Here is a 21,532-nt window from a genome sequence, read left to right on the forward strand (position 1 = left end):
TCTGAACATTTTCCTATACTAACGATTGAATCTAAGCATTTCCTGCTGACTGATACATATAAAGCGCATAATTTGAACAATAAGCAACCTTGAACTAGTTAGATTTTGGTTATTTCTCAGTCATTATGACAAAGTTTACTCACATAGATCAATAAAGAATTAACGGTTTTATCCGATCCCGAAAAAATAAGTATCCTGTCCGCTATCACTGCTAGTAAACAGGAAGCGAGAACAAAAACACAGGCCCCCGGAGGTATCTAGATACTTCTGGAGGTCTGTGTTTTTTTATTATTTTTCATTGAATGATTTTTAATCTTGTTTTATTCTATTTTTTCTCTTTAATATGTAACTGATCCCCATTACCGTTACTAAAAGTGCCATTCCTAAACTGCGTAATAAGCGATTTTGTTGCTCTCCTGTTTTTGGTAAAGTAGCTTTTCCAGATACGGTGGTTTTGGTCGTACCTGTAGAATTATTTTTTGTGGTGCTACCATTTTTTGAAGTTGACGTTTGATTTGAATCTTTCTTTTCGGTACTTTCTTTATTTTTATTCGTTTCTGTTGCGGTATCCACTTTACTTTGATCTTGTTTGTTGTCGTCATTCTCAGTTGGTTTATTTGTTTGATCCGTCTTTTCTTGGCGTGTAATTTCTGAGATGACTGATTTTTCTCCGGCTTCATTTTCTGTATAGTATTGAACTGTTTCCCCATTTGCTACAGCTTTAGATAAATAAATCGTCGTCGGTTCTTCTACTTTTACATCTACTAAACGAGAAGAATTGACCTTTTCTTGTTTGGCTTTTCCGATGATTTCCCCGTTCAAAACAACGTACATCGTTGTTCCTCCTGGAATAACCGCCGTCATTTGTTTTCCTTCTGTACCATAAATGAAAGCAACGTTTTCTGCTAACGCTACTGTTGTTTTGATTTTCTTATAGATAAACGTGATCGTGTTTGTTCCCTTTTCAATCATGACTTCTTGTATCGCTAACTTCGGATTAACTAGTTCATATCCTTTGATTAGCAACGCTTCTTCTTTGTGAAGCTTCCCAATCTCTAAATCAGTTATTACTTTTTTCTCCGCAATTGATTGACCTTGCTCATCGATATATTTGACAGTCAGATCGGCTTTTTCATTTTCTGACGGTGATGTTTCTTTGGCTTTATATATAAATGTAATGGTGTTGCCATCACTTTGTACTTCTATCGTTTGGACTTTGGCACTCAGCAATTCGTATCCTTCGATAAGTAACGCTTCTTCCGTATATGTAGAGCCAACCTCTAAGTCTTGGATTATTTTATCATTAGCAATCGATTGACCATGCTCATCAATATATTTCACAGTCAAATCGGCTTTTTCATTTTCTGGCGGCGTTGTTTCCTTAGTTTCATATATAAATGTAATGATATTGCCTTCGCTTTGTATTTCTATCGTTTGGACTTTGGTACTCAGCAATTCGTATCCTTCGATAAGTAACGCTTCTTCTGTATGTGTAGAGCCGACTTCCAGGTCACTTATTATTTTATCTTCAGCAATCGATTCCCCCTTCTCATTAATATACTTAACAGTTACAGCTGCTTTTTCTTTAGTCACTGGATTTTCATCATAACGGAAAGTAATGATATTGCTATTTGGATCCTCGGAAACATTGATTGTATAAGTTTCAGGCCCTACGATCGTGTAGCCATCAATCACCAGTGCATTTCCTATGTATTCTGTTCCAATCTCTAAATCATTAATTACCGTAGGTTCGGCAATCGGTTGACCAGTTTCATTATGTAAATACTGCACAGTGACTGATGAGAAGCTTTCTTCAGGACTATCTTCAATTTTTTTATAATAAAAATTGTGATACATCTCTGGCGTTTCCATATAAATAGTCACTCTATCTGGAGAGATCAATTCATACCCTTCTACAATTTCAGCGAATAAGGATACATCATTTCCGACAAAACTGACTTCCTCTGAAAACCAAAGTACTTTTTGTGTATCTACATCTATCCCATTGACATATACCCGTCCTACTTCCGGTTCAGGCATGGATAGGTCCAATGTTCCTGAATCATGTGATGGTTGTTGCATCTCATCAATCATTTCGATTTCGCTTATGACATTGGTTGCTGCTAATACATTCGGTGCTAACAAACCCACTACAGTAGTCATCAACAATGCTGAGTTCATAATTGTTTTCATTTTTTTTATTTTTTTATTTTGCTTTCTTTTCGTCATTTAATTTATCTGCTCCCCCAGTTATATTTGAAATTTGGCTAACCTAGCTTTTTCTTACTTTATTCTAAGGTTGGTTACTTTTATTTATGTACTTGAATCCGATTATCCACCTCCTTAAAAAACGTTATTTAAAATAAACAATAGTAGTTTAACCTACATATTAATGTTACCTGTAACATATAAGATTCGCAAGATTATTTTATTATTAAACCAAGGTTTTCTGTGTGTTAAAATAAAAAAATATCTAGTTAAGGAATTAAAATTATGATTTTTACATTCTTAAAAAAATTCACAAACGTTATTTAAAATCCGATTCTGTTTATTTAGTAAAAATGATTGATTAACAAAAAAAGCCCGTCACGGTAAATGATCAATCATTTTACCATGACGAACTGGAAATTATTTAGTTACATTTTATAAAATAGATTTAACACATAACTTCTTTAATCAAAAAATTAGTTTACTGTTTGAGAAACATTTATTTCTGTCTTCTTACTACTATACTGACTCATATTTTTAAATAATTGTTGAAGTAACGGACTTTGATTGTGTCCTTCAATCGCTGCTTGATCACGCCAATTTTCAACCATGACAAATTCATTTTCAATATCGATTGATTCGTACAATTGATAGCTTAAGCACCCGTCTTCTTTTCTTGTACTTGCAACAAGTTCACTGACTTCCGCAAGAAATTCATTTCTTTTTTCTGGCTTGATTGAAAATTTTGCATTGATAACGATCATTTTTCCACACTCGCTTTATTTAAAAGTTGTAATTTTTTCTGGAGCCAATCGAACAGATTCATACCCTTCTTCTACTGCTTTCCCAACAGATAAGATCATCACTGGAACATAACGTTCTTTGTCGAGATCAAAAGCTTCAGCCAATTGGTCTGCTTCGAATCCCCCGATTGGATTTGTTTCATAGCCGTGACTACGAGCAACTAGCATGAATTGCATTGCAGCTAAACTAGCATCAATTTTCACAACGTCATTCATTTGTTCACGTGTAAAGTTTTGGTAATAAGGAAGGATCGCAGCAAGTTGTTGGTCTCGAACTTCTGCCGGCATCTTACCTTCTGCTACTGCTTGGTCATAGATTTCTTCCCCATATTCGTAGCAGTTCATATCTCCAAAGATCATGACCATAGCTGATGAAGTATCATTTTGTCTCGTATTAAAACGGATCAATGGTTTCAATTTTGCTTTTGCTTCTTCACTTTCTGCCACCACAAAACGCCATGGTTGCATATTAACTGAAGATGGTGCTGTTGTTGTTTCTTGTATCATTTCTAACATTTCTTCATGAGAAATCTTAACCGTTTCATCATATACACGAACGGATTTTCTTCCAAATACAACACTTGAAAAATCATTGTTTACTAATTCTTTGCTCATTTCTCTCTCTTCTTTCTCCTAATGTAGTTAATAAAGTTTATTCAATAATTTTGTTAGTTCGGTGATTTCTTCATCGGTCAACGAAATGCACAAAGAGTCAGCGGACTGTTGATGATTATTTTCACACTTAGCCAGTTCTCGTTTGGCTGTATCCGTCAGTAGAACAAATACTTCACGATTATTCGCTGGATTGCGTTTTCGTGAAACATAGCCTTTTTCTTCCAATATCTTCAAATGTCTAGAGATAGCCGCATTGTCTATTTTCAGATCTGTTTGAATTTGATTTTGTAAACATTTGCCTTTTTCCCATAAAAACATCAGCATTTCATATCTCGTCAAACTGAATCCAGTTTCTTTCTCGAACAAAGCTGATCCTTCTTGACTGATAATTTTGATTTTATAGAGTAACTGACTGAGTTTTCTTAAATCCATCTCCATCCCCCTTCCGTTGACTTGTCAATTATTGACTTATCAATAATATAAATGTTTTAGTGAGACTTGTAAAGCATAAAAGTTTGAATAACAAAAAAAAAGAGAAAGCTATTCCTCTTTCTCTTTTAAACTATTTTTTATTTATGAGACGAGCGCTGGTTCATAAATTTTTGAAGAAGTTTCAAAAATGGCTTCTATAGTAGTTAAATCATATACATCCGCATATTTCACAACCACTTTCCCACATTTTTCTAATATTTCTTCATGATCACTTTCTTGGTATTTTTCCACACATAACACGATACAATTTTCTAATTTATTAATGACTTCACCTACTACTACATGCTTTAAACCGATTGGCTTACACGCATATTTTTGTCCCAAAATGATTTCTTCGTTATTCATATCTCATCCACCTTTAATCGTTCTAACATTTTATAAAATGATAATAACATTAAAATTAGATTATGAAAACCAAAAGCCATTATAATTTTAGAAAAAAATCAAAAGAACGACTATTTCGAGCGTTCTTTTGATTTCACTTGTTAAAGTTATTGAATTTTTTAAGAAATAACATCTAAAGGCACGATATCAATAAGCATTTCTACGTATTTCTCAAGATATTCTTGATCAATATGATCATACCCGCCTGTTACACCACAATCAATATCTAGAACGCCAATCAGATGTCCTTCTTTGATCATGGGCACAACGATTTCAGATTGAGCTGCAGAATCACAAGAAATATAGTTTTCATGTTTCTTGACGTCATCAACGATCAATGTAGTTTTTGTTTGTGCTGACTCACCACAAACCCCTTTTCCCATTGTGATCCTAGTACAAGAAACACGACCTTGAAATGGACCTAAAATCAATTCTTCGCCATTATATAGGTAATAACCTGCAAAAACTGTTTCTGGTAATGTCTCGTTCAACAGAGCAGAAGAATTCGCTAAATTTGCTAGCCAATGATCTTCCGCCTCTAATAATCCTTTTTGCTGTAATAATAAAATTTGATAGGCATCTTCTTTTTGCTTTTCTGTCCACAACATCTCAACCACTCCTTCTATGAAAAAATTATAGCTTAGAAATGATTTGCTGACTAGTCATTGAGAAAAAACTGACCTTACTAGACAGAAAGACGGGAAAAGAACATCCTTCAAATATAAAATACTTTCATTATTAATTTTTAGCACGGACTCATTAGAAAATTATTCTGCTTGCTGGATCTCTTGTTCCAAGTTTGCATAATCTATTGTCGTTCCAATAAACGTTGGATCATCGCTGGGAAAATGTTGAACAAGTGTTTCGATTTTACTGATTTCGACAGTGCCTTTTGTTAGCTCAAAATCAATGACATGCCCTCCGAATTGTTTAGCTTCATCGATATAGTGCAAATGAAATCCAGCAGCTGCTACTCCTTGAAACAGTTCTGGCGTATAAAATCCAACTAACGTTCCTTGACTATTTGTTTCATGAAATTCAGGTTGAGACTCTGATATTTTTGCTAATCTTCGGTAAGGCTTTTCTTGTTTTGGCATAATACGTGTGTGGACTGTTTTAAACAGCCCAGTAATTTTTATCGCTAAGAATAAGTTGTTTCCTGCTTGACTGGCTAAAATTGATTGTTTTAATTCTTCGCCTTTTGTTTGATTTTCGACTTCAAACCGTCCATCTGTAATGAATGGGGTGATTGCTGCATAAGGAGTGGTTTCTTTTCCTGTCAGCTTAACAACTACTCCATCTGAACGCCCTTGATAAGCTTCGCCATCCAAGAAGATGACTTCCCCATCTAATCCATGTAGCGTTCCCAAACCTAAAGTCCCGTGTTTGAGTATCTGTTCAATCGTCTCAGTACCATCCATTAGTCCTGCCATCAATGCTCCTAGTGTTCCATGTTGAAAAAGTATTCTTTCACTCATCTTAGCATCTCCTTAATAGAATTGATCTGGTAAAATCGTTTCACCAAGTTTTTCATTGTCACGGTAGTCGATTGGAATATCGATGATAACTGGACCTTGCGTTTTAAATCCTTCTTCTATTGCTTGTTCCAACTCAGCGACAGAGGTCACACGAAGCCCCTTAGCACCAAAAGCTTCTGCATATTTTACAAAATCAACCGGGCCAAAATCCACACCAGAAGCTCGTTGATATTTCATGATTTCTTGAAATTCTACCATATTGTAACGGCCATCGTTCCAAATCAAATGAATGATCTTCAAATTTTTACGAACAGCTGTTTCTAGATCTTGAGCAGAAAATAAGAAACCACCATCACCAGATACCGAAATGATTTGTGTCTTAGGACGTACTAATGCAGCGGAGATTGCCCATGGCAAAGCAACTCCTAGTGTCTGCATCCCATTGCTAAATAATAGATGTCTTGCTTCATAACTTCTAAAATGACGTGCCATCCAAATGTAGTGACTACCTACATCTACAGTAACAGTCATCTCATCTGTCACTTTATTTTGGAGTGTATTAATGACTTCTAGAGGATGTAAAATTCCTTCGCGGTCTTTTGTTGGCACAATATCACGCTCAGTTAATTTATTTTGCAAAAAGGCTAAGTATTCTTTCGCATCACGTGACACTTGATGCGGTGTTAAAGAATCCGTCAACAGATCCAATGTTTCAGAGATATCCCCGATTAATTCTCTTTCTGGCTGCATGTAAGAATCAATCTCAGCTGGTGTTTCATCAATAACGATTACTCGAGCATCTTTTTCAGCATTCCAGTTTCTTGCTTCATATTCGATTGGATCATAACCAATCGCAATCACTAGATCACTTCGTTTCAATAACATATCTCCTGGTTGATTTCTAAACAAACCGACTCTGCCAAAGAAATAGTTTTCTAATTTTCTAGAGATCACACCAGCGGCTTGGAAAGTTTCTACCACCGGCAAGCCTGTTTTTGCTACTAATCTACGGATCGCTGCTGTTTCTTTTTTACTTGAACCTCGCATCCCGATTAATAAAACAGGTAATTTCGCTTCTTGAATACGTTCCGCTAAATAATCGATATCGCCAGCAGAAGCAGAACCTAATTGTGGATCTTTTAGAGGTTTGATGACTTCATTTTTTACAGTCGCATCTACCACATCTTGTGGGATACTAATAAAGCTTGCTCCTTTTTTCGAACTTTTAGCCATTCGATAAGCATTGGCAATCACTTCTGAAATTGTTTCTGGATCTTGAATTTCTGCACTATATTTAGTGATTGGCTGAAATAAAGCAGCATTGTCCATGCTTTGATGAGTTAATTTAAGTAGATCGCTTCGTTTGACTTGTCCTGCAATTGCAAGAACCGGATCACCTTCAGCCGTAGCGGTCACTAGCCCAGTTGCTAAATTACTAGCTCCAGGACCACTAGTAGCAATGACGACACCTGGCTCGCCTGTGATCCGTCCAATTGCTTGAGCCATAAAAGCGGCATTTTGTTCATGTCTCGTAACGATTAATTCTGGTCCTTGATCTTCTAACTCATTAAACACCCCATCGATTTTTGCTCCTGGAATCCCAAAAACATATTCGACTTGGTGATTTGCTAAACTTTCTACTACAGCTTTAGAACCTTGTTTCATTTCATCATCCATTACAATATTACTCCCTTTTCATTAAACATTCTCTCGAAAAACGCTTTTTTATTAGTACAGTTTTACAAACTGTTTCATAAAAAGAGTGTAACACAAATTTTTTCATTTGTGTAGTAATATGAAAAATAAGCTGTAGTTTCAGAAAAATTCATGAAACTACAGCTTATTTGATTAGCGATACGATTTTCCCCAAATAGCTAACCCAAGCAATCTCTCATCGATTTGCGCAACTTCAGGCAGTAGACCCCATAAACAATAACCATTTTTTTCAAATAAACGTTGACTCGCTTGATTACTATCAAAAATAAAAGCTAGCACTGTTTCAATGTTTAAGTGAGGGAGCTGTTTTTCTACAAAGTTCACAGCGTATTGCCCAATACCTCTATGTTGATAGACCTCATCAATATAAATACTGATTTCTACCGTTCGATCATAGGCAGGTCGTCCATAAAAATCGCTCAAACTGATCCAACCAATGATTACTCCTGCTTCTTGCATGATCCATAGTGGGCGTTTCTTAGGATCATGGGCTTCAAACCATGCCAATTTATCCTCGATAGTTACGGGCGTTACATCGGCAGTTGATTGTTTCGTTAAAATCGATTGATTGTAAATCTCCACGATGCGAGGTAAATCTTCTTTAGCTGCTATAGAATAACGGATCATATAGTACACACCTTTTTTGTTTAAAAACTATTATACCAGTTCAAATTTTTAAGACAAGAATCTACTGATAGGATCACTAATCAAAACAAACACTTTTTTTAGCAAATGATAGTTTTTACTTATTTTTATTACGTTTGTATTGATGAATGATTTTTAACGCTCTTTTTTTCGTTTTGATATTGGGGCTCTTTAGCCGACGGTAGGCACTCGCTAAGTCTTGTTTTTCCATTGCTTTCTCCCTTTTTCAAGTCTATTTTTATCAAATAAACCGTTCACGAACTCAAATAGTAATGATTACGATTTATATAAACAATATAACTTCATCCAAAAAATTTGTCAATAAAAAATAAAATGAAATAACGATTATTTTATAATGTAAACAGCAAACAAAGATGGTATTATAAAGTAACAAAAAATTATCAAGGTGAGAAAATGAATAACACTCAATTAACGCTATATATATCCCTGGTCAAATTCCTCGGACAAGCTTTAGGGGAAAACTATGAAGTGGTTCTTCATCATCTGGAAGAAGGTCATTTTCATATCGCTGCCATTGAAAACAATCATATAAGTGGACGAGATATCCATTCTCCTGTTACTGGTTTCGCTTTAGAAATGGTGCGCTCAAAGAAATATCTTAAACAAGATTATTTAGTCAACTATGATGCACAAACAATCAACGGGAAAAAATTAAGAGGTGCCACTTTTTTTATACGCAATGATCAGCAGAAGATAGTCGGATTACTTTGCATTAATCAAGATATCAGCAAATATCAGTCACTCTCAAAGGAGATACTCGCATTAGCTGGCTTATCAACAGAAAAACAACCACTTGCAGTGTTTGATACGAATCACCTCCCCGAATCCGTTGAGATCTTGGAAGAAACCATTGAAGGGATTATCTACTCTATCGTCCCCTCCGATCTCTTGGACAAACAAACTCCTTTAAATAAAGAGTTGAAAATTAAAATCATTCGCCAATTAAATGAAAAAGGAATCTTCCAAATCAAAGGCGCTGTTTCACAAGTGGCTAAGATTCTCAACATATCAGATCCCAGCGTTTATCGTTACCTGAAGATTGCTGAAGGAGAAAAGTAAAGAGATTGCGAAAGCATCGGTTACCTCCAATGACAATAAGCAAGCATTTTTTTAACAGCTTCTCAGACATGATGGGCTTTGAAACTAAAGACGGCACTCCTCTTCACTAAGGCGTGCCGTCTTATTTCTTGGTTGTTTCACTTTTGAAACAGATGAAGACTATTGTAAAAACGATCCAATCAGCGAGTTGGTATCAACTCATTCCCTAGATATCGTTTGATCACTAATTGAACACATAACTTTTCCCATTGTCTATTACTCTTCTTCATTTTTTTTATTCAATGGTGCCAAAAACGCTTGTTTATCAAATGTTCCTTCCCACTTATCTACCATAATCGCAGAAACCATTGAGCCTGCGACGTTCAACATGGTACGTCCCATATCAACAATCGGATCGATACCAAATATCGCTCCAATACTTGTGATCGTGTGTCCAAACCCTAAGCCATTAAGAGTAACTGTCGCCGCAACGGTCGCCGTACCAGGCACACCAGCAATTCCGATGGATCCTACCGTAACGACAACGACCACCAAGAAATAAAAGGATAGATCCATTTCTGCGCCAACAGCTGATCCCATTAAAACACCAAGCATAGCAGGGAATACACCAGCACAACCATTCATACCAATCGAAGTTCCTAAAGTAGCAACAAAATTTGCCGTTTCTTGAGATACACCTAGATCTTCTTCCAGATTTTTCAAAGTATAAGGTAAAGTTCCTACACTTGAACGGGAAGAAAAAGCAAACAATAGTGTCGTAAATGCTTTTTTGTAAAAAACAATTGGATTCACACCCATGAATAGTAATAAAATGACATAAACGATCAACATCAAAAGAACACCAGTATATAGAGCTGCAATAAATCCGATCATTCCCATAATTGCTTGAATCCCTCTAGAAATAATTGTATTACTTACTAAGGCAACAACCCCATACGGCATCAACTTGATCACGTTAGTTAAAACGGAAATGACGGTTACTTTTAATGAGTCCAACAACGTAACAAAAGGTGCCACTTGATCCGGTTTTTTGACTTGTAAGAAGCGAATAGCTCCAGCAAACATAGCCGCTATGATCACAACCGATACAATACTCCCATTATCCCCCATCACGCTAACTATATTGTTAGGTATCAGTTTCAAGAAAAATTCTGGGAAACTTTGCGAAGCAATATTACTAATACTTTCTGCTTTATCTGCTGCCAAGTCTCCAGCAAACTCTGCACCGTTAAGCCGATAGAGTTTGACAACCGCAATCCCCAATGCCGCAGAGATAGCTGTAGTCCCTAGTAATGTTGCAAAAGTTTTTCCCGTCAAATATTTTAACCGTTCTCCTTTGACATCAATCACTACTTTGATAATCGATAAGAACACGACAGGAATAGCTAGCAACTGGATCATCTTCAAGAATCCTGAACCGACTAGGGCATACCAGGCATTGATTTCCGTTCGAGCAAATTCGGTATAAATTTCGCTATCGGAACCAATCAAATCAATGACAACCCCTAAAAGCAAACCAAGAATAAGAGCATAAATCATTCGTTTAGAGAAACTAATCCGTTTGTCTTTCAGGTACTTCATTACCCCGAGGGATAGAATCAGCAAAGCGATTCCTCCCGCAGTATAATAATTACTTACTTTCAGAAATTGAGTAAAAAAAGGTGCATCGATCAATTTATTCATCCCCTTTATTTTGCAGTATTTGCTACAACATTTAGTGCTTCCCACGTAGAAGAAAAAGGTGGTGCATAAGCAAAATCAACAAATCCTAATTCTTCAGTCGTCATTTGAGCGTGTATCGCAACAGCTAAGCCAGTCGCACGAAGAACTGTTTCATTTTTCCCGAATAGTTGGGCACCATACAACACTTTTGTTTGTCGGTCATAAACCAGTTTGATCATGATTTTTTCTTGAGTTCCATAATAATTCGAGTGATTCATGGTCTCAATACAAGTCGTTTTGATATCTAATCCTTTTTCTCTTGCCATTTTTTCAGTGATACCAGTCGCTGCTGCCTCGTACTCTCCTACTTTGATCGCACTACTGCCTAATGTCCCTGAATATTCCTGCATCTGTACACCGCTAAGATTGACCCCAACGATCCGTCCCATTTTATTCGCTGTAGTCGCTAAAGGAAGGTAAATATCCCCTAAGATTCGATGGGGAATCGAAGCACAGTCACCTGCCGCAAAGACATCTTTTTGAGACGTTCTCCCGTATGTATCGATTTTAATTGCACCATTTCCTAACAATTCCAATTGATCATTCAAAAAGCTGGTATTAGGAACAAATCCAGCAGCAACGATCACCGCATCCGCCTGATAACTTCCTCTATTCGTTTTGACAGCTACCACTTGTTCATGATTTTTTTCGATCTCTAGAACAGACTCCTCCAAGGAAACCCTTACATTTTCTTCTTCAATAGCTTCTTTAATTTTAGTAGAAAATTCCGGATCAAATGAACGATTCATCAAGTGAGGAGCCATCTCGATCAAATGAATATTTTTTCCTGCTTTCGTTAACTGATCAGCTACTTCAATGCCAATAAATCCACCACCCAGGATGACAATATTTTGATAATTTGATAATTCTTGCTGTAGTCGTTTGACTTCATTAAGTTTCGTAATCGTATACACATCACTAGAATCAATACCAGCAATGTTAGGAACAAACGGCTTTGCACCGACAGCCAGCATCAGACGATCATAAGTTTCATGACTTACTTCATTTGTACTTAAATTTTTTACAGCTAACGTTTTAGTGGCAAATTCGATTGATTCTACTCGATGGCGCAACAATAATTTAATTCCTAAACGTTCGATTTGTTCAGGCGTTCGAGCAAACATCTCTTGTTCATCATTAAATTCTTCGCCTAAATAATAAGGAAGCCCACAAGCGCCGAAAGAGATATAATCCTCTTGTTCAATCACGATGATTTCTGCATCTGGATTGACTCTCTTTGCTTTGGCCGCTGCGCTCATTCCTGCAGCAATTCCACCAATGATTATTATTTTCATTCTTTCTTCCTCTTTTCTTATGCTTTAGATAAAACCCATTCGATTTCTATTAAAGCATCTTTTGGTAAGGCAACGACTTGAAAAGCTGATCGTGCTGGGAAACGTTCACCAAAGTGTTCTGCGTACACTTGATTAAATGCTTCAAAATGATTCATATCAGTTAGAAAACAAGTCGTTTTAACCACTTGATTCATGGTCAAGTCTAGCTCCTCCAACACTTGTGATATATTGATCATGATTTGGTTCGCTTGTGCTTTAATCTCTTCAGAAACGATTTCACCAGTGGTTGGATCGATTGGTAACTGTCCAGAAACAAAGATCAAGTCTCCCGCCACGCGATATTTTTCATACGGTAATTTGTTGCTACTCATTCTTTTCCTCCTTTAATAATTTTTTATCACAGAATACAATTACACTAAAAAATTATCATATATTTTTAAGGCAGTCAACCACTTTCAAAGTTTTTAAAAACCGCAAAAATTCTTTTATTTAAAATAAAATTATAAAAACTGATGTTATTTAAAATCTAACGCAAGCAATTAATTTCATTGATAATTTTTTATCAAGAAAGCGTTGACATAACGGAAATGAATGTGTTATTTTTGAGATACATGAAGTAGGTTTGGAGGAAACCCATATGAATATCAATACAAAAATTCTACACGATTACCCAGTCATCGACCCAGTTACAGGCGCATCGTCGATACCTAAATATCAAACTTCCACGTTTCATCAAAAAAATGTCTTCACTCACACAGGTTTTAGTTACACTCGTTTTGGTAACCCTACTGTCGAAGCGGCGGAAAAATGTATTGCTTCATTAGAAAACGCGCAGTTCGGTTTAGCCTTTTCATCAGGAATGGCTGCTATTAACGCTGTCCTGTTCCTTTTATCCAAAGGAGATCATTTAGTACTAGGTAAAAATATTTATGGTGGAACCTTCCAAAGCATCCATCTTTTCTTAGCTCGTTTCGGGATCGATTGCACTTTTGTTGATGAAACGGATATTGATTCTTGGCAAAAAGCGATTAAAAAAGAAACAAAAATGTTTTACATTGAAACTCCTTCCAATCCATTATTAACAATCACTGATATAAAGAAAGTGACTGAATTGGCTAACGAGTATCAGATCTTAACAGTTGCAGATAATACATTTATGACACCCATTTCACAACATCCTTTAGATTTAGGTGTTGATATCGTGATACATAGTGCAACAAAGTTTATCAATGGACATAGTGACGTTGTTGCAGGTTTGGTCGCTACAAATAACGAGGAGCTGTATCAGCAATTAAAGGAACATCAAAAAGCACTGGGCGGGATTTTAGGTCCTGAAGATGCTTGGCTACTATTGCGCGGCGTTAAAACGCTGGGGTTAAGAATGGAAAAATCAGTTCGAAACGCTAGTGAATTAGCTAACTTTCTCGTCAATCATCCGAAAGTAACAAACGTTTATTATCCTGGTCTTGAACAGCATGCTGGACATTCGATCCATCAACAACAATGCGAAGACTGTGGTGCTATTTTGTCATTTGAAGTAGATTCAGTTAAGCAAATTGAAACCTTATTCACACACTGTCGTGTACCAATCGTAGCTGTCAGTCTCGGAGGTGTGGAATCCATCCTTTCTTATCCTTGGGCGATGTCTCATGCCAGTATGCCTGAAAAGGATCGATTAGCGATGGGTGTCACCGAAACTTTAGTTCGGCTTTCATGCGGGATCGAAGATGTAGAAGATTTGATCGCTGATCTTGATGATGCGTTAAATGCTATGTAGTTTCACTCACTATCTGATATTCATGGTGAGTTCTATCATCGAAAATAAGCCGGATAGTCCCAAAATAGTTCCTCCTATTTGGGATTATCCGGCTTATTTCTTAGAGTTAGACACTTCCGACACGCCTTCTTTTTCATCAAAATTTTTTATTTCATCATTGGTAAAAATTTCAGAACTGTTGTATTTGGGCTATAAAAGTTCTCTTAACCAACTGTTGGCTAACATGGACTAATATCTTATTGTTCTAATAAATACCGATCGTAATTCTCGATTTTCTTATGTAATCGTGTTAAACACTCTTGCATCTCATCGATCTTTTGAATCAAATGCTGTCTTTCTGTCATCAATAATTGCTTCCTAGCAGCAATTGTCTGGTCTCCTTGCTTACACAATTTATTGTATTCGATCAACGACTCAATGGATAAACCAGCATTTCTCATACAAATTGTAAAATCTACCCAGTTGAGGTCTTCTTCTGTATAATCACGAATTCCGCCTTTCGTGCGATGTACAGGTGGAATGAGACCAATTTTCTCATAATAACGTAATGTATCGGGCGAGATCCCTTTCGCTTCGCTCACTTGTTTGATGTTCATAGTTGATATCCCCTTTTTTCTGCTCCATCTCGTTCATAAACGACTATCCTAACATTTATCTGCTTGGCCAAAACCAATAAACGAATGGAGATTTATGCATGATCATCGTCGCTTTTGAAACAACGTACAAAAAATGATCTAGTCTTTCGGCTTTCACTATAAGGGATTTTTCTCAAAAAAGCTAGCAGACCTAAAAAATTCGAGAAGTAACGAACCATACAGCTCCTGTTACTCCTACGAATTTTCTCTTATCATTCACTCGTACATCAAGATGTGGATTTTATTCTTTGTACACGAAATGCTTGATTCTTTGCTAAATAAAAAGGGCGTAAGTATGCAACCGTATTGGAAAGCGGTAAAATGTCTTTACTTAAATCAATGTTTAGCACTTCTTTCAAATACGTTTGACGAATCATAATGCGTTGCCATAATTCTGGATACTTTTCTTTGATTTTTCCTTGCAGTACCTCATCAGCTAATACCACACATTCTTCCGCACTAACACCTGTATAGCCCGGAACTGAAGGAATGATATCTAGTTGAAAAATCATCCCACTTTCAAGTATTTCTTGCGACTCTTGATAAATAGGTGAAGCTAACCACTCTTCATCTGCTGTCAAGTGACCAGGATTTAAATGCCAATGGAACTGTTTTTTTGGTAAAACAGTCTCAACTAGTTGATAAACTTCTTCGCCTCTCATCCCCACTTTGATTGTTTCTAACCAATGAACAATTGCTTGAAAATAAGGTTTAGCCACTTTTTCTAAATAATCCGCTTGCTCTGATGGAAGTTGTTTTTCATGTTCGATGACAAACCCGGTTCTGCTAGATAGACCACCTTTAAACCCAGTAGTTAAAGACAACGCATCCCCAAGTTTAATTGTTTTATCGGTTGGGTAAAGATTAGCATATTCGAAACGTTGCCCTGTCGCAGCAATTGTCACTACCGTGTTCGGTTGTCCTTTTCCATTTAACAATGCTCCAATTTCAGACTCTTTTACACCTACTTCAATCTTGTTTAGTGCTTGTAACATGCAACTAGAAGCTAGATTGGCACCAAATTCATAATGAGCGATCTCATTGGCATTATTTGTTCTCCGTATTCCTTTTTCCCCGATCAACAGCGAACTAGCATTTAGTAGTTCAGTCGTTTCACCTTTTGCTTTTTCGATTGCTTCAATAATAAAGTGAGGAACATCGAATAGCTTGGTCGCTTCTTTCTTCCGTGTAGTAAACATTTTCCAACCAACTACCCCGATTTTTTTCTTTTCAACGAACCCTAACGAGGTAAATAATTGTTCTAAAGGTTGTTCGTGATCCATTGGTTGATTCGGCAATGAAAAAGGTGGATAATGAACCAATTCTGATTGGATTCGTGCATGTTTACATAGTTTCAGATTTTCATTTCCCAAAATCAAGGTACTTTTTCCACTATTTTCCATAACAAATAATCCTTCTTCAAACCGTGGAATAAATCCCGTAAAATATTCAAAATTGCTACCATGCTCACGATCTGCATAAATGATTAGTGTGTCAATCGCTTCTTCTCTCATCCTTTGTATCATTCGTTTTTTTCTCATCTCAATCGTTTCATCTGTTAAGAAAACCGGTGAGACATCTGCAAATGTTTTCGGCTCAGTCAACACATCTAAAATTATATTTTTCTTTTCCATACTTACTCCTTTATTGATCTAATATAAGACATTCCACCTGATTATTTATCAAAGCTTGTTGCAACTGCTTGCTGGGAGGTTGATCTGTTACTAGAAAATCAATCTCTTTTAAATCACAAACCTTAAAAAAACCGGTTTTATCCATTTTTGTATGATCTGCTAAAGCAACCACCGTTTTTGCCTGTTTGACCATTTGGCGTTTGACAAGTCCTTCTTCTTCCGTATGGATGAATATCCCCTCAGACGATAAAGCAAAAACACCTAAAAATGTATAGTCTACACTGTATTGTTTTAATTTCTCAATAGTATCTGCGCCATGTAAAAAAAGTTGTGTTTTGTGCAATTTTCCCGGCAATAGCGTAATCGTAGTTGCTGGCCTTTTTGCCAACAGCATCGCATGAGTCAAGGAATTAGTGATAGCTGTCAAAGGTTTCATCCCTATTTGATTGATCACACTTTCTACAGTAGTGGAGGAATCGAAAATAACCGATGAATTGTCCTTAATGATAGCTGCAGCGGTTTTTCCTAACTGAAGTTTCACTCCATTTAATTTAGTTGAACGTTGCTCATAATCAAAAATAGTTGCTTCTCTTTCTAATAAAATCGCTCCGCCGTGTGTTCTGCGAACTATATTTTTTTCTTCTAACTTCATTAAATCACGTCTGATTGTGTCTTTAGATACTTCCAGCTGTTCTGCTAAGTCATCAATCGCAGCATTTTGTTTTTCTTTCATGATTTTGATTATTTTTTTCAAACGAATTTCCCTCAGCATGAAACCGCCTCCCTTAAGTCACTTTACTACAGTTTGCAACACTTTGCAATATTTTGCAATTTATCGCATTTTGTCGCAAAAAAATTGCCAAATGTAATCAAATGATTTGTGCTATAATAAGCAGACAGCGATGATTCCGTTACTGATATGGAAAAATCTTATATAGGAAAGTAGATGAATCTATGAAAATCGTTCCTCCAAAAATTTCTCCCACATTACCACTTAAGCCCTTTTCTACAATCTATTCCGAAGAGGAACCAATGCTTGAAATGTGCAAAGTAGTCAATGACGAAGCAATCGAAGTATTTTTCGATCGTCCCCGTTTTTACAATATGGAATTTGATCACTGCCAATTTACAAATAGCGATTTTAGTCAGGTCGAGTTCGTAGATGTTCGCTTTAAAAATTGTGATCTTTCCAACGTCAATATGACAAAAGCCTCTATCCACCGAGTAGAATTTATCAATTGCAAACTACTTGGGACAACCTTTCAAGAATCAACGATTAAAAACGTTACTTTTAAAGATTGTCTAATCAATCTAGCTGCTTTTGGCTATGCTAAAATGGAGAATAATCAATTTTGCCATTGTTCACTGGAAAACGCCGATCTTTATCATTGTCACTTCAAAGGAATCATTTTTGACAATTGTGAATTGAACGAAGCGAATTTTCAGCAAACCTCTTTAAAAGGCGTTGATTTAAGCTCCTCTAATTTTGAAACATTAAGCATTACGATCAATGAATTAAAAGGTTGCCAGGTCTCAACCTACCAGGCCTTAAAATTCTCTACATTGTTAGGTCTAATTATAAAAGAGTAAGTGAATAACCTAGGTTTAATTCCCTAGAAGTAATACGATGAACACCATAAAAAGGTCATGAAAGATACAGTAAGCTCTGGTTTGTTCGGAGCTATTTGTTTCTTTCATGACCTTTTTGAACTATCTTTCTTGGATCTAATACTTATTAAACAGACTTCACTGTTTCATCTTTATGTTTACGAGCGGTAATCACGTAAACGATAACCAACACCAATTTCAGTAATGATATATTCAGGCTTCAACGTATTTGTTTCAATTTTTTTGCGGATATTTGACATATTGACTCGCAAAATTTGGGAATCTTCGCTGTATGGTCCCCATACTTGGGTCATTAATGTTTGGTAAGTGACTACTTTACCAATCTGCTCAAATAAACATTTAAGTAATCGATATTCGTTTTTTGTTAAATGGATTTCTTGGTCATTTTTATAAACCAACTGCTTATCAAAATCGATTTTCAATGCATTATTTACTACGATCAACGTCTGTTCTTCTTTGGTTTTCTTATGGCGTAAAGCTGTTCTTATACGAGCTAGAAGTTCGTTAGTCCCGAAAGGTTTGGTGACGTAATCATCTGCTCCTAAATCAAGGGCGGCTACTTTTTCATTTTCGTCCTTTCGTGCAGAAATCACCACGATCGGAAGATCCATCCGTTTCCTCAGTATTTTCAAGAGATCCATTCCATCAATATCCGGTAAACCTAGATCAAGTAAAATGACATCAAATGTTTCTGCCTGTAAAGCAGTTAAAGCTTCCATCCCATTTGCTGCTACCGTTAATCTATATTGTTCTCGCTCAAAAACCACTTCCATGAAGTCGGTAATATTGGGATCATCTTCAATCAATAAGATCATCTTATTCATAAAAAACTCCTTACTTTAAATAGATTCGGACAATCGTTTCCCCATTATCGGCAATCATCTCCATTTGTCCGTTATGAGCACGAATGATCGTGTTGACAATACTTAACCCAATTCCCAATCCGTTTTTAGAATCAACAGGCACCTCATTTGGTTGAGTCAGATTATTTTGGATTTTTTGAAATTGTTCGATAGGAATCTCACCCTTATTTCTAATCTCAATCCTCGTTTCTTCTCCATTTTGGCTCACAGTCAATCGTACAGGTTGCTGTTTTTCACCGTGTCTCAAAGCATTCTCAATCAAATTGAACAAAGCTTGTTCAATTAAAATAGGATCTGCTTGGATGAATAGCATGTTTTCTGGTAATACGACATCTAATTGGCTATCTGGATACACTTTTTTCAAATGACTATACACAGCTTCGATAATTTCTTCAATCGGTTCCGCTGATTTATTCACTTTCATTGTATTCATATTGATCCGTGTAATCGATAATAAATTTTCCACCATTCGAATCAACCATTGGGACTCATCTTGAATATCTTGCAATAATTTTTGTTGGGTTTCTTTCGACACACTTTTTTCATTGTTTAACGTCTCCGCAATCCCTGAAATTGCCGTTAATGGTGTCCGCAAATCATGCGAGACCGCTCGGAGCAAATTGCTGCGGACTCTTTCTCGTTCATTCTCAAGTTCGATTTGCTCTTTCTCATTTTTCAATTGATTTTGTTCCAGAATCGTTGCCAGTTGTGTAATGAGCAACTTTAAATAGTTTAGTTGATCGTTTTGTAGGTCGTGGGAATGACTTCGTTCCATTCCTAAAACAGCTACGACTTTTCCATTAGTAAGGATCGGTAAATAGAATCCTTTTGCTCCTCCGAGGGTATCGGTTCCATTTCCTGCTTCCTGTTGATTTTTTGCTGTCCAAACAGCTACTGCAATTTCTTCACTGATGTTAAGTCTTGATTTTTTCCGATCGACACGATGCACACTTTTCACTTGTCCTTCAGAATCAAAGAGAACCACTTCCCGATCTAACAAACGTGAAAGATACGTCGCAGTAATATCAAAAATTTGTTGTTGATCTTGTGCCAACACATATTGTTTATTCAATTCATAAAGAATTTCCATTTGATGCTCTTTTTCCATAGAATAAACTGCTTGTTTTTTTAACCGCACCATTAAGTTACTAATCATCAGAGCAACTAAAAACATGATCAAAAGAGTGAACGGATAGCCTTGTTTATAGACTGTCAATGAATAAAGCGGCTCAACAAAAAACCAATTGAACGATAGTACACTAAGGATTGATGCTAAAGCGCTCCAAAAATAACCGGAAGTCATCCGAGCGACTAATAAGACGAAAAAGAGATAGATCAACATCAGATTTTGATCACCGACGTTCAAATACTGCATCAACTCAGTAATTAAAGTGGCACAAAAAACAGCACCTAATGCATACCCTAGATCTTTTCCGCCGCCTTCAATGATTTTTCTTGTATGAAATAAAAAAGACGGTCTAGTTTCTTGAAATGGGATCAAATGGATCTCTGTATCATTCAATCGCTTCAGCAATCGGTTTTCAAACGATTCTAAAAATAATCGTTCATACCATGGTTGTCGTAGATTCTTTCCCATGATAATATCTGTAATACCAGTCATTTTAGCGTATTCAACGATCGTTTCAAAGCTTCCTTCTTCTTCCATACTGATCACTTCTCCACCAAGTTTGTCGGCAAGAGGTAAGTTTGTCGGCGTGTCTTCATGTGAACGAATCTGAATAACGACCCATTGCGCACCTAAGCCCTGCGCTAATCTTGCAGTCCAACGAATACACTTTTCTGCCATTTTAGGAAAATCGTCATTAACAATAGTCAACAACTTGCTTTGGATTCGATTGGTTTGACTACTGACTTGATTGATATGATCGGAAGCTCTTTGGATCGCTAAACCTCTCAGATGGTTCAACTTTTGTGGGGTAAAAAAATTTTTTAAGGCTCGTTTTGCATTTTCGTTGGTATAGATCTTTCCTTCTTCTAACCGTAAGATCAATTCTTCCGGCTCAACATCGATCACTTTCAAAGATGCTTGTTGAAAGAAAGTGTCTGGCACGGTTTCTTTTACTTCCACACCTGTTACATTAACAACAACATCATTCAAACTTTCGATATGTTGCACATTAATCGTTGTAAAAACGTTGATTCCAGCATTCAGTAACTCTGCCACGTCTTGGTAACGTTTCTTATTTCTTGAACCATGCGCATTGGTGTGTGCTAATTCATCGATCAAAACTACTTCGGGCTTTCGCTTGATCAAGCGATCAATATCAGGTTCAAATAAAGTGATTGATTTGTAATTGATTTCTTTGGGTGGGATCTGAGGCATACCTTCGAGTAGTTGATTCGTTTCTGGTCGATCATGAGGCTCTATATAGCCAATCACGACATCTTTACCTAAGGCAAATAATTCTCTAGCTTCTAAGAGCATCGCATACGTTTTGCCGACACCAGCCGCAAAACCAAAGAATACTCTTAGTTTGCCCTTCTTCCCTTGCTGTCTTTGCATAAAATCTTCTGATACACTCGATAACGACATCC

Annotated in this window: 21 protein-coding genes; 3 read left to right on the top strand and 18 right to left on the bottom strand. The window is 36.5% G+C overall.

Going from position 1 to position 21,532, the window contains the following annotated elements; genetic code table 11:
* Nucleotides 1-309 precede the first annotated feature (309 nt).
* From IGJ11_RS08885 to IGJ11_RS08930, 10 genes are all read right to left on the bottom strand, one after another.
* Entirely contained in the window at nucleotides 310-2,229 is a 1,920-nt protein-coding gene (locus tag IGJ11_RS08885; protein ID WP_207431897.1) for a MucBP domain-containing protein, read from the bottom strand.
* Nucleotides 2,230-2,684: 455 nt separating this feature from the next.
* Complete coding sequence (locus IGJ11_RS08890) at nucleotides 2,685-2,972, bottom strand: putative quinol monooxygenase (RefSeq protein ID WP_063627329.1); 288 nt, start codon at nucleotides 2,970-2,972, stop codon at nucleotides 2,685-2,687.
* A gap of 15 nt (nucleotides 2,973-2,987) precedes the next feature.
* Nucleotides 2,988-3,626, bottom strand: coding sequence for a nitroreductase family protein (locus IGJ11_RS08895; protein ID WP_010718426.1), 639 nt, complete (start codon nucleotides 3,624-3,626; stop codon nucleotides 2,988-2,990).
* Nucleotides 3,627-3,653: 27 nt separating this feature from the next.
* A complete protein-coding gene (locus IGJ11_RS08900; RefSeq protein ID WP_010737892.1) occupies nucleotides 3,654-4,058 on the bottom strand; it encodes a MarR family winged helix-turn-helix transcriptional regulator in 405 nt (134 codons plus the stop codon).
* Nucleotides 4,059-4,199: 141 nt separating this feature from the next.
* Entirely contained in the window at nucleotides 4,200-4,463 is a 264-nt protein-coding gene (locus tag IGJ11_RS08905; RefSeq protein ID WP_207431895.1) for a hypothetical protein, read from the bottom strand.
* A 158-nt stretch (nucleotides 4,464-4,621) separates the two neighbouring features.
* Nucleotides 4,622-5,107 (bottom strand): GAF domain-containing protein, encoded by a 486-nt coding sequence (locus tag IGJ11_RS08910; RefSeq protein ID WP_025480112.1) that lies wholly within the window; start codon nucleotides 5,105-5,107, stop codon nucleotides 4,622-4,624.
* 162 nt (nucleotides 5,108-5,269) lie between these two features.
* Nucleotides 5,270-5,980: an acetolactate decarboxylase gene (budA, locus tag IGJ11_RS08915; RefSeq protein ID WP_207431893.1), complete on the bottom strand. Its 711-nt coding sequence runs from the start codon at nucleotides 5,978-5,980 to the stop codon at nucleotides 5,270-5,272.
* A 12-nt stretch (nucleotides 5,981-5,992) separates the two neighbouring features.
* Nucleotides 5,993-7,657, bottom strand: a complete 1,665-nt coding sequence (gene alsS, locus IGJ11_RS08920; RefSeq protein ID WP_181934677.1) for an acetolactate synthase AlsS — start codon at nucleotides 7,655-7,657, stop codon at nucleotides 5,993-5,995.
* Nucleotides 7,658-7,828: 171 nt separating this feature from the next.
* Nucleotides 7,829-8,323 carry a GNAT family N-acetyltransferase gene (locus IGJ11_RS08925; protein WP_010718432.1) on the bottom strand — a complete coding sequence of 165 codons (495 nt, stop codon included), beginning with the start codon at nucleotides 8,321-8,323 and terminating at the stop codon, nucleotides 7,829-7,831.
* 115 nt (nucleotides 8,324-8,438) lie between these two features.
* Entirely contained in the window at nucleotides 8,439-8,552 is a 114-nt protein-coding gene (locus IGJ11_RS08930; RefSeq protein WP_010718433.1) for a putative metal homeostasis protein, read from the bottom strand.
* Nucleotides 8,553-8,755: 203 nt separating this feature from the next.
* Here IGJ11_RS08930 and IGJ11_RS08935 point away from each other — a divergent pair, with 203 nt between their 5' ends.
* Nucleotides 8,756-9,421 (top strand): helix-turn-helix transcriptional regulator, encoded by a 666-nt coding sequence (locus IGJ11_RS08935; RefSeq protein ID WP_010737898.1) that lies wholly within the window; start codon nucleotides 8,756-8,758, stop codon nucleotides 9,419-9,421.
* 255 nt (nucleotides 9,422-9,676) lie between these two features.
* Here the strand turns inward: IGJ11_RS08935 and IGJ11_RS08940 are convergent, their stop codons facing one another.
* From IGJ11_RS08940 to IGJ11_RS08950, 3 genes are read right to left on the bottom strand one after another with little or no spacing between them, the layout of a single operon-like run.
* Complete coding sequence (locus IGJ11_RS08940) at nucleotides 9,677-11,095, bottom strand: cation:dicarboxylate symporter family transporter (RefSeq protein ID WP_207431889.1); 1,419 nt, start codon at nucleotides 11,093-11,095, stop codon at nucleotides 9,677-9,679.
* Nucleotides 11,096-11,109: 14 nt separating this feature from the next.
* Nucleotides 11,110-12,438, bottom strand: coding sequence for a CoA-disulfide reductase (locus IGJ11_RS08945; RefSeq protein ID WP_010737900.1), 1,329 nt, complete (start codon nucleotides 12,436-12,438; stop codon nucleotides 11,110-11,112).
* 17 nt (nucleotides 12,439-12,455) lie between these two features.
* Nucleotides 12,456-12,809: a Rid family detoxifying hydrolase gene (locus tag IGJ11_RS08950; protein WP_010737901.1), complete on the bottom strand. Its 354-nt coding sequence runs from the start codon at nucleotides 12,807-12,809 to the stop codon at nucleotides 12,456-12,458.
* 266 nt (nucleotides 12,810-13,075) lie between these two features.
* On the opposite strand from IGJ11_RS08950, the gene IGJ11_RS08955 reads away from it, so the two are divergent.
* Nucleotides 13,076-14,215 (top strand): trans-sulfuration enzyme family protein, encoded by a 1,140-nt coding sequence (locus tag IGJ11_RS08955; RefSeq protein WP_207431885.1) that lies wholly within the window; start codon nucleotides 13,076-13,078, stop codon nucleotides 14,213-14,215.
* A gap of 236 nt (nucleotides 14,216-14,451) precedes the next feature.
* Here IGJ11_RS08955 and IGJ11_RS08960 read toward each other — a convergent pair whose 3' ends face one another.
* The 3 genes from IGJ11_RS08960 to IGJ11_RS08970 all read right to left on the bottom strand — a co-directional run bounded on the left by IGJ11_RS08960 (nucleotide 14,452) and on the right by IGJ11_RS08970 (nucleotide 17,256).
* The gene (locus IGJ11_RS08960; RefSeq protein ID WP_010718439.1) at nucleotides 14,452-14,811 is read right to left on the bottom strand and encodes a MerR family transcriptional regulator; all 360 of its coding nucleotides are present in this window, start codon (nucleotides 14,809-14,811) and stop codon (nucleotides 14,452-14,454) included.
* A 266-nt stretch (nucleotides 14,812-15,077) separates the two neighbouring features.
* Complete coding sequence (locus IGJ11_RS08965) at nucleotides 15,078-16,484, bottom strand: M24 family metallopeptidase (RefSeq protein ID WP_207431883.1); 1,407 nt, start codon at nucleotides 16,482-16,484, stop codon at nucleotides 15,078-15,080.
* 10 nt (nucleotides 16,485-16,494) lie between these two features.
* The gene (locus IGJ11_RS08970) at nucleotides 16,495-17,256 is read right to left on the bottom strand and encodes a DeoR/GlpR family DNA-binding transcription regulator (RefSeq protein WP_207431881.1); all 762 of its coding nucleotides are present in this window, start codon (nucleotides 17,254-17,256) and stop codon (nucleotides 16,495-16,497) included.
* 260 nt (nucleotides 17,257-17,516) lie between these two features.
* On the opposite strand from IGJ11_RS08970, the gene IGJ11_RS08975 reads away from it, so the two are divergent.
* Nucleotides 17,517-18,074 carry a pentapeptide repeat-containing protein gene (locus tag IGJ11_RS08975; RefSeq protein ID WP_242697148.1) on the top strand — a complete coding sequence of 186 codons (558 nt, stop codon included), beginning with the start codon at nucleotides 17,517-17,519 and terminating at the stop codon, nucleotides 18,072-18,074.
* A 176-nt stretch (nucleotides 18,075-18,250) separates the two neighbouring features.
* Here IGJ11_RS08975 and IGJ11_RS08980 read toward each other — a convergent pair whose 3' ends face one another.
* Together IGJ11_RS08980 and IGJ11_RS08985 are read right to left on the bottom strand one after the other, a co-directional pair.
* Nucleotides 18,251-18,937 (bottom strand): response regulator transcription factor, encoded by a 687-nt coding sequence (locus IGJ11_RS08980; RefSeq protein WP_010718443.1) that lies wholly within the window; start codon nucleotides 18,935-18,937, stop codon nucleotides 18,251-18,253.
* Nucleotides 18,938-18,947: 10 nt separating this feature from the next.
* Nucleotides 18,948-21,530: a sensor histidine kinase gene (locus IGJ11_RS08985; protein ID WP_274456562.1), complete on the bottom strand. Its 2,583-nt coding sequence runs from the start codon at nucleotides 21,528-21,530 to the stop codon at nucleotides 18,948-18,950.
* Between the last annotated feature and the right edge of the window lie 2 nt (nucleotides 21,531-21,532).

Source organism: Enterococcus sp. DIV0691 (assembly GCF_051711145.1).
Taxonomy (GTDB): domain Bacteria; phylum Bacillota; class Bacilli; order Lactobacillales; family Enterococcaceae; genus Enterococcus_B; species Enterococcus_B hirae.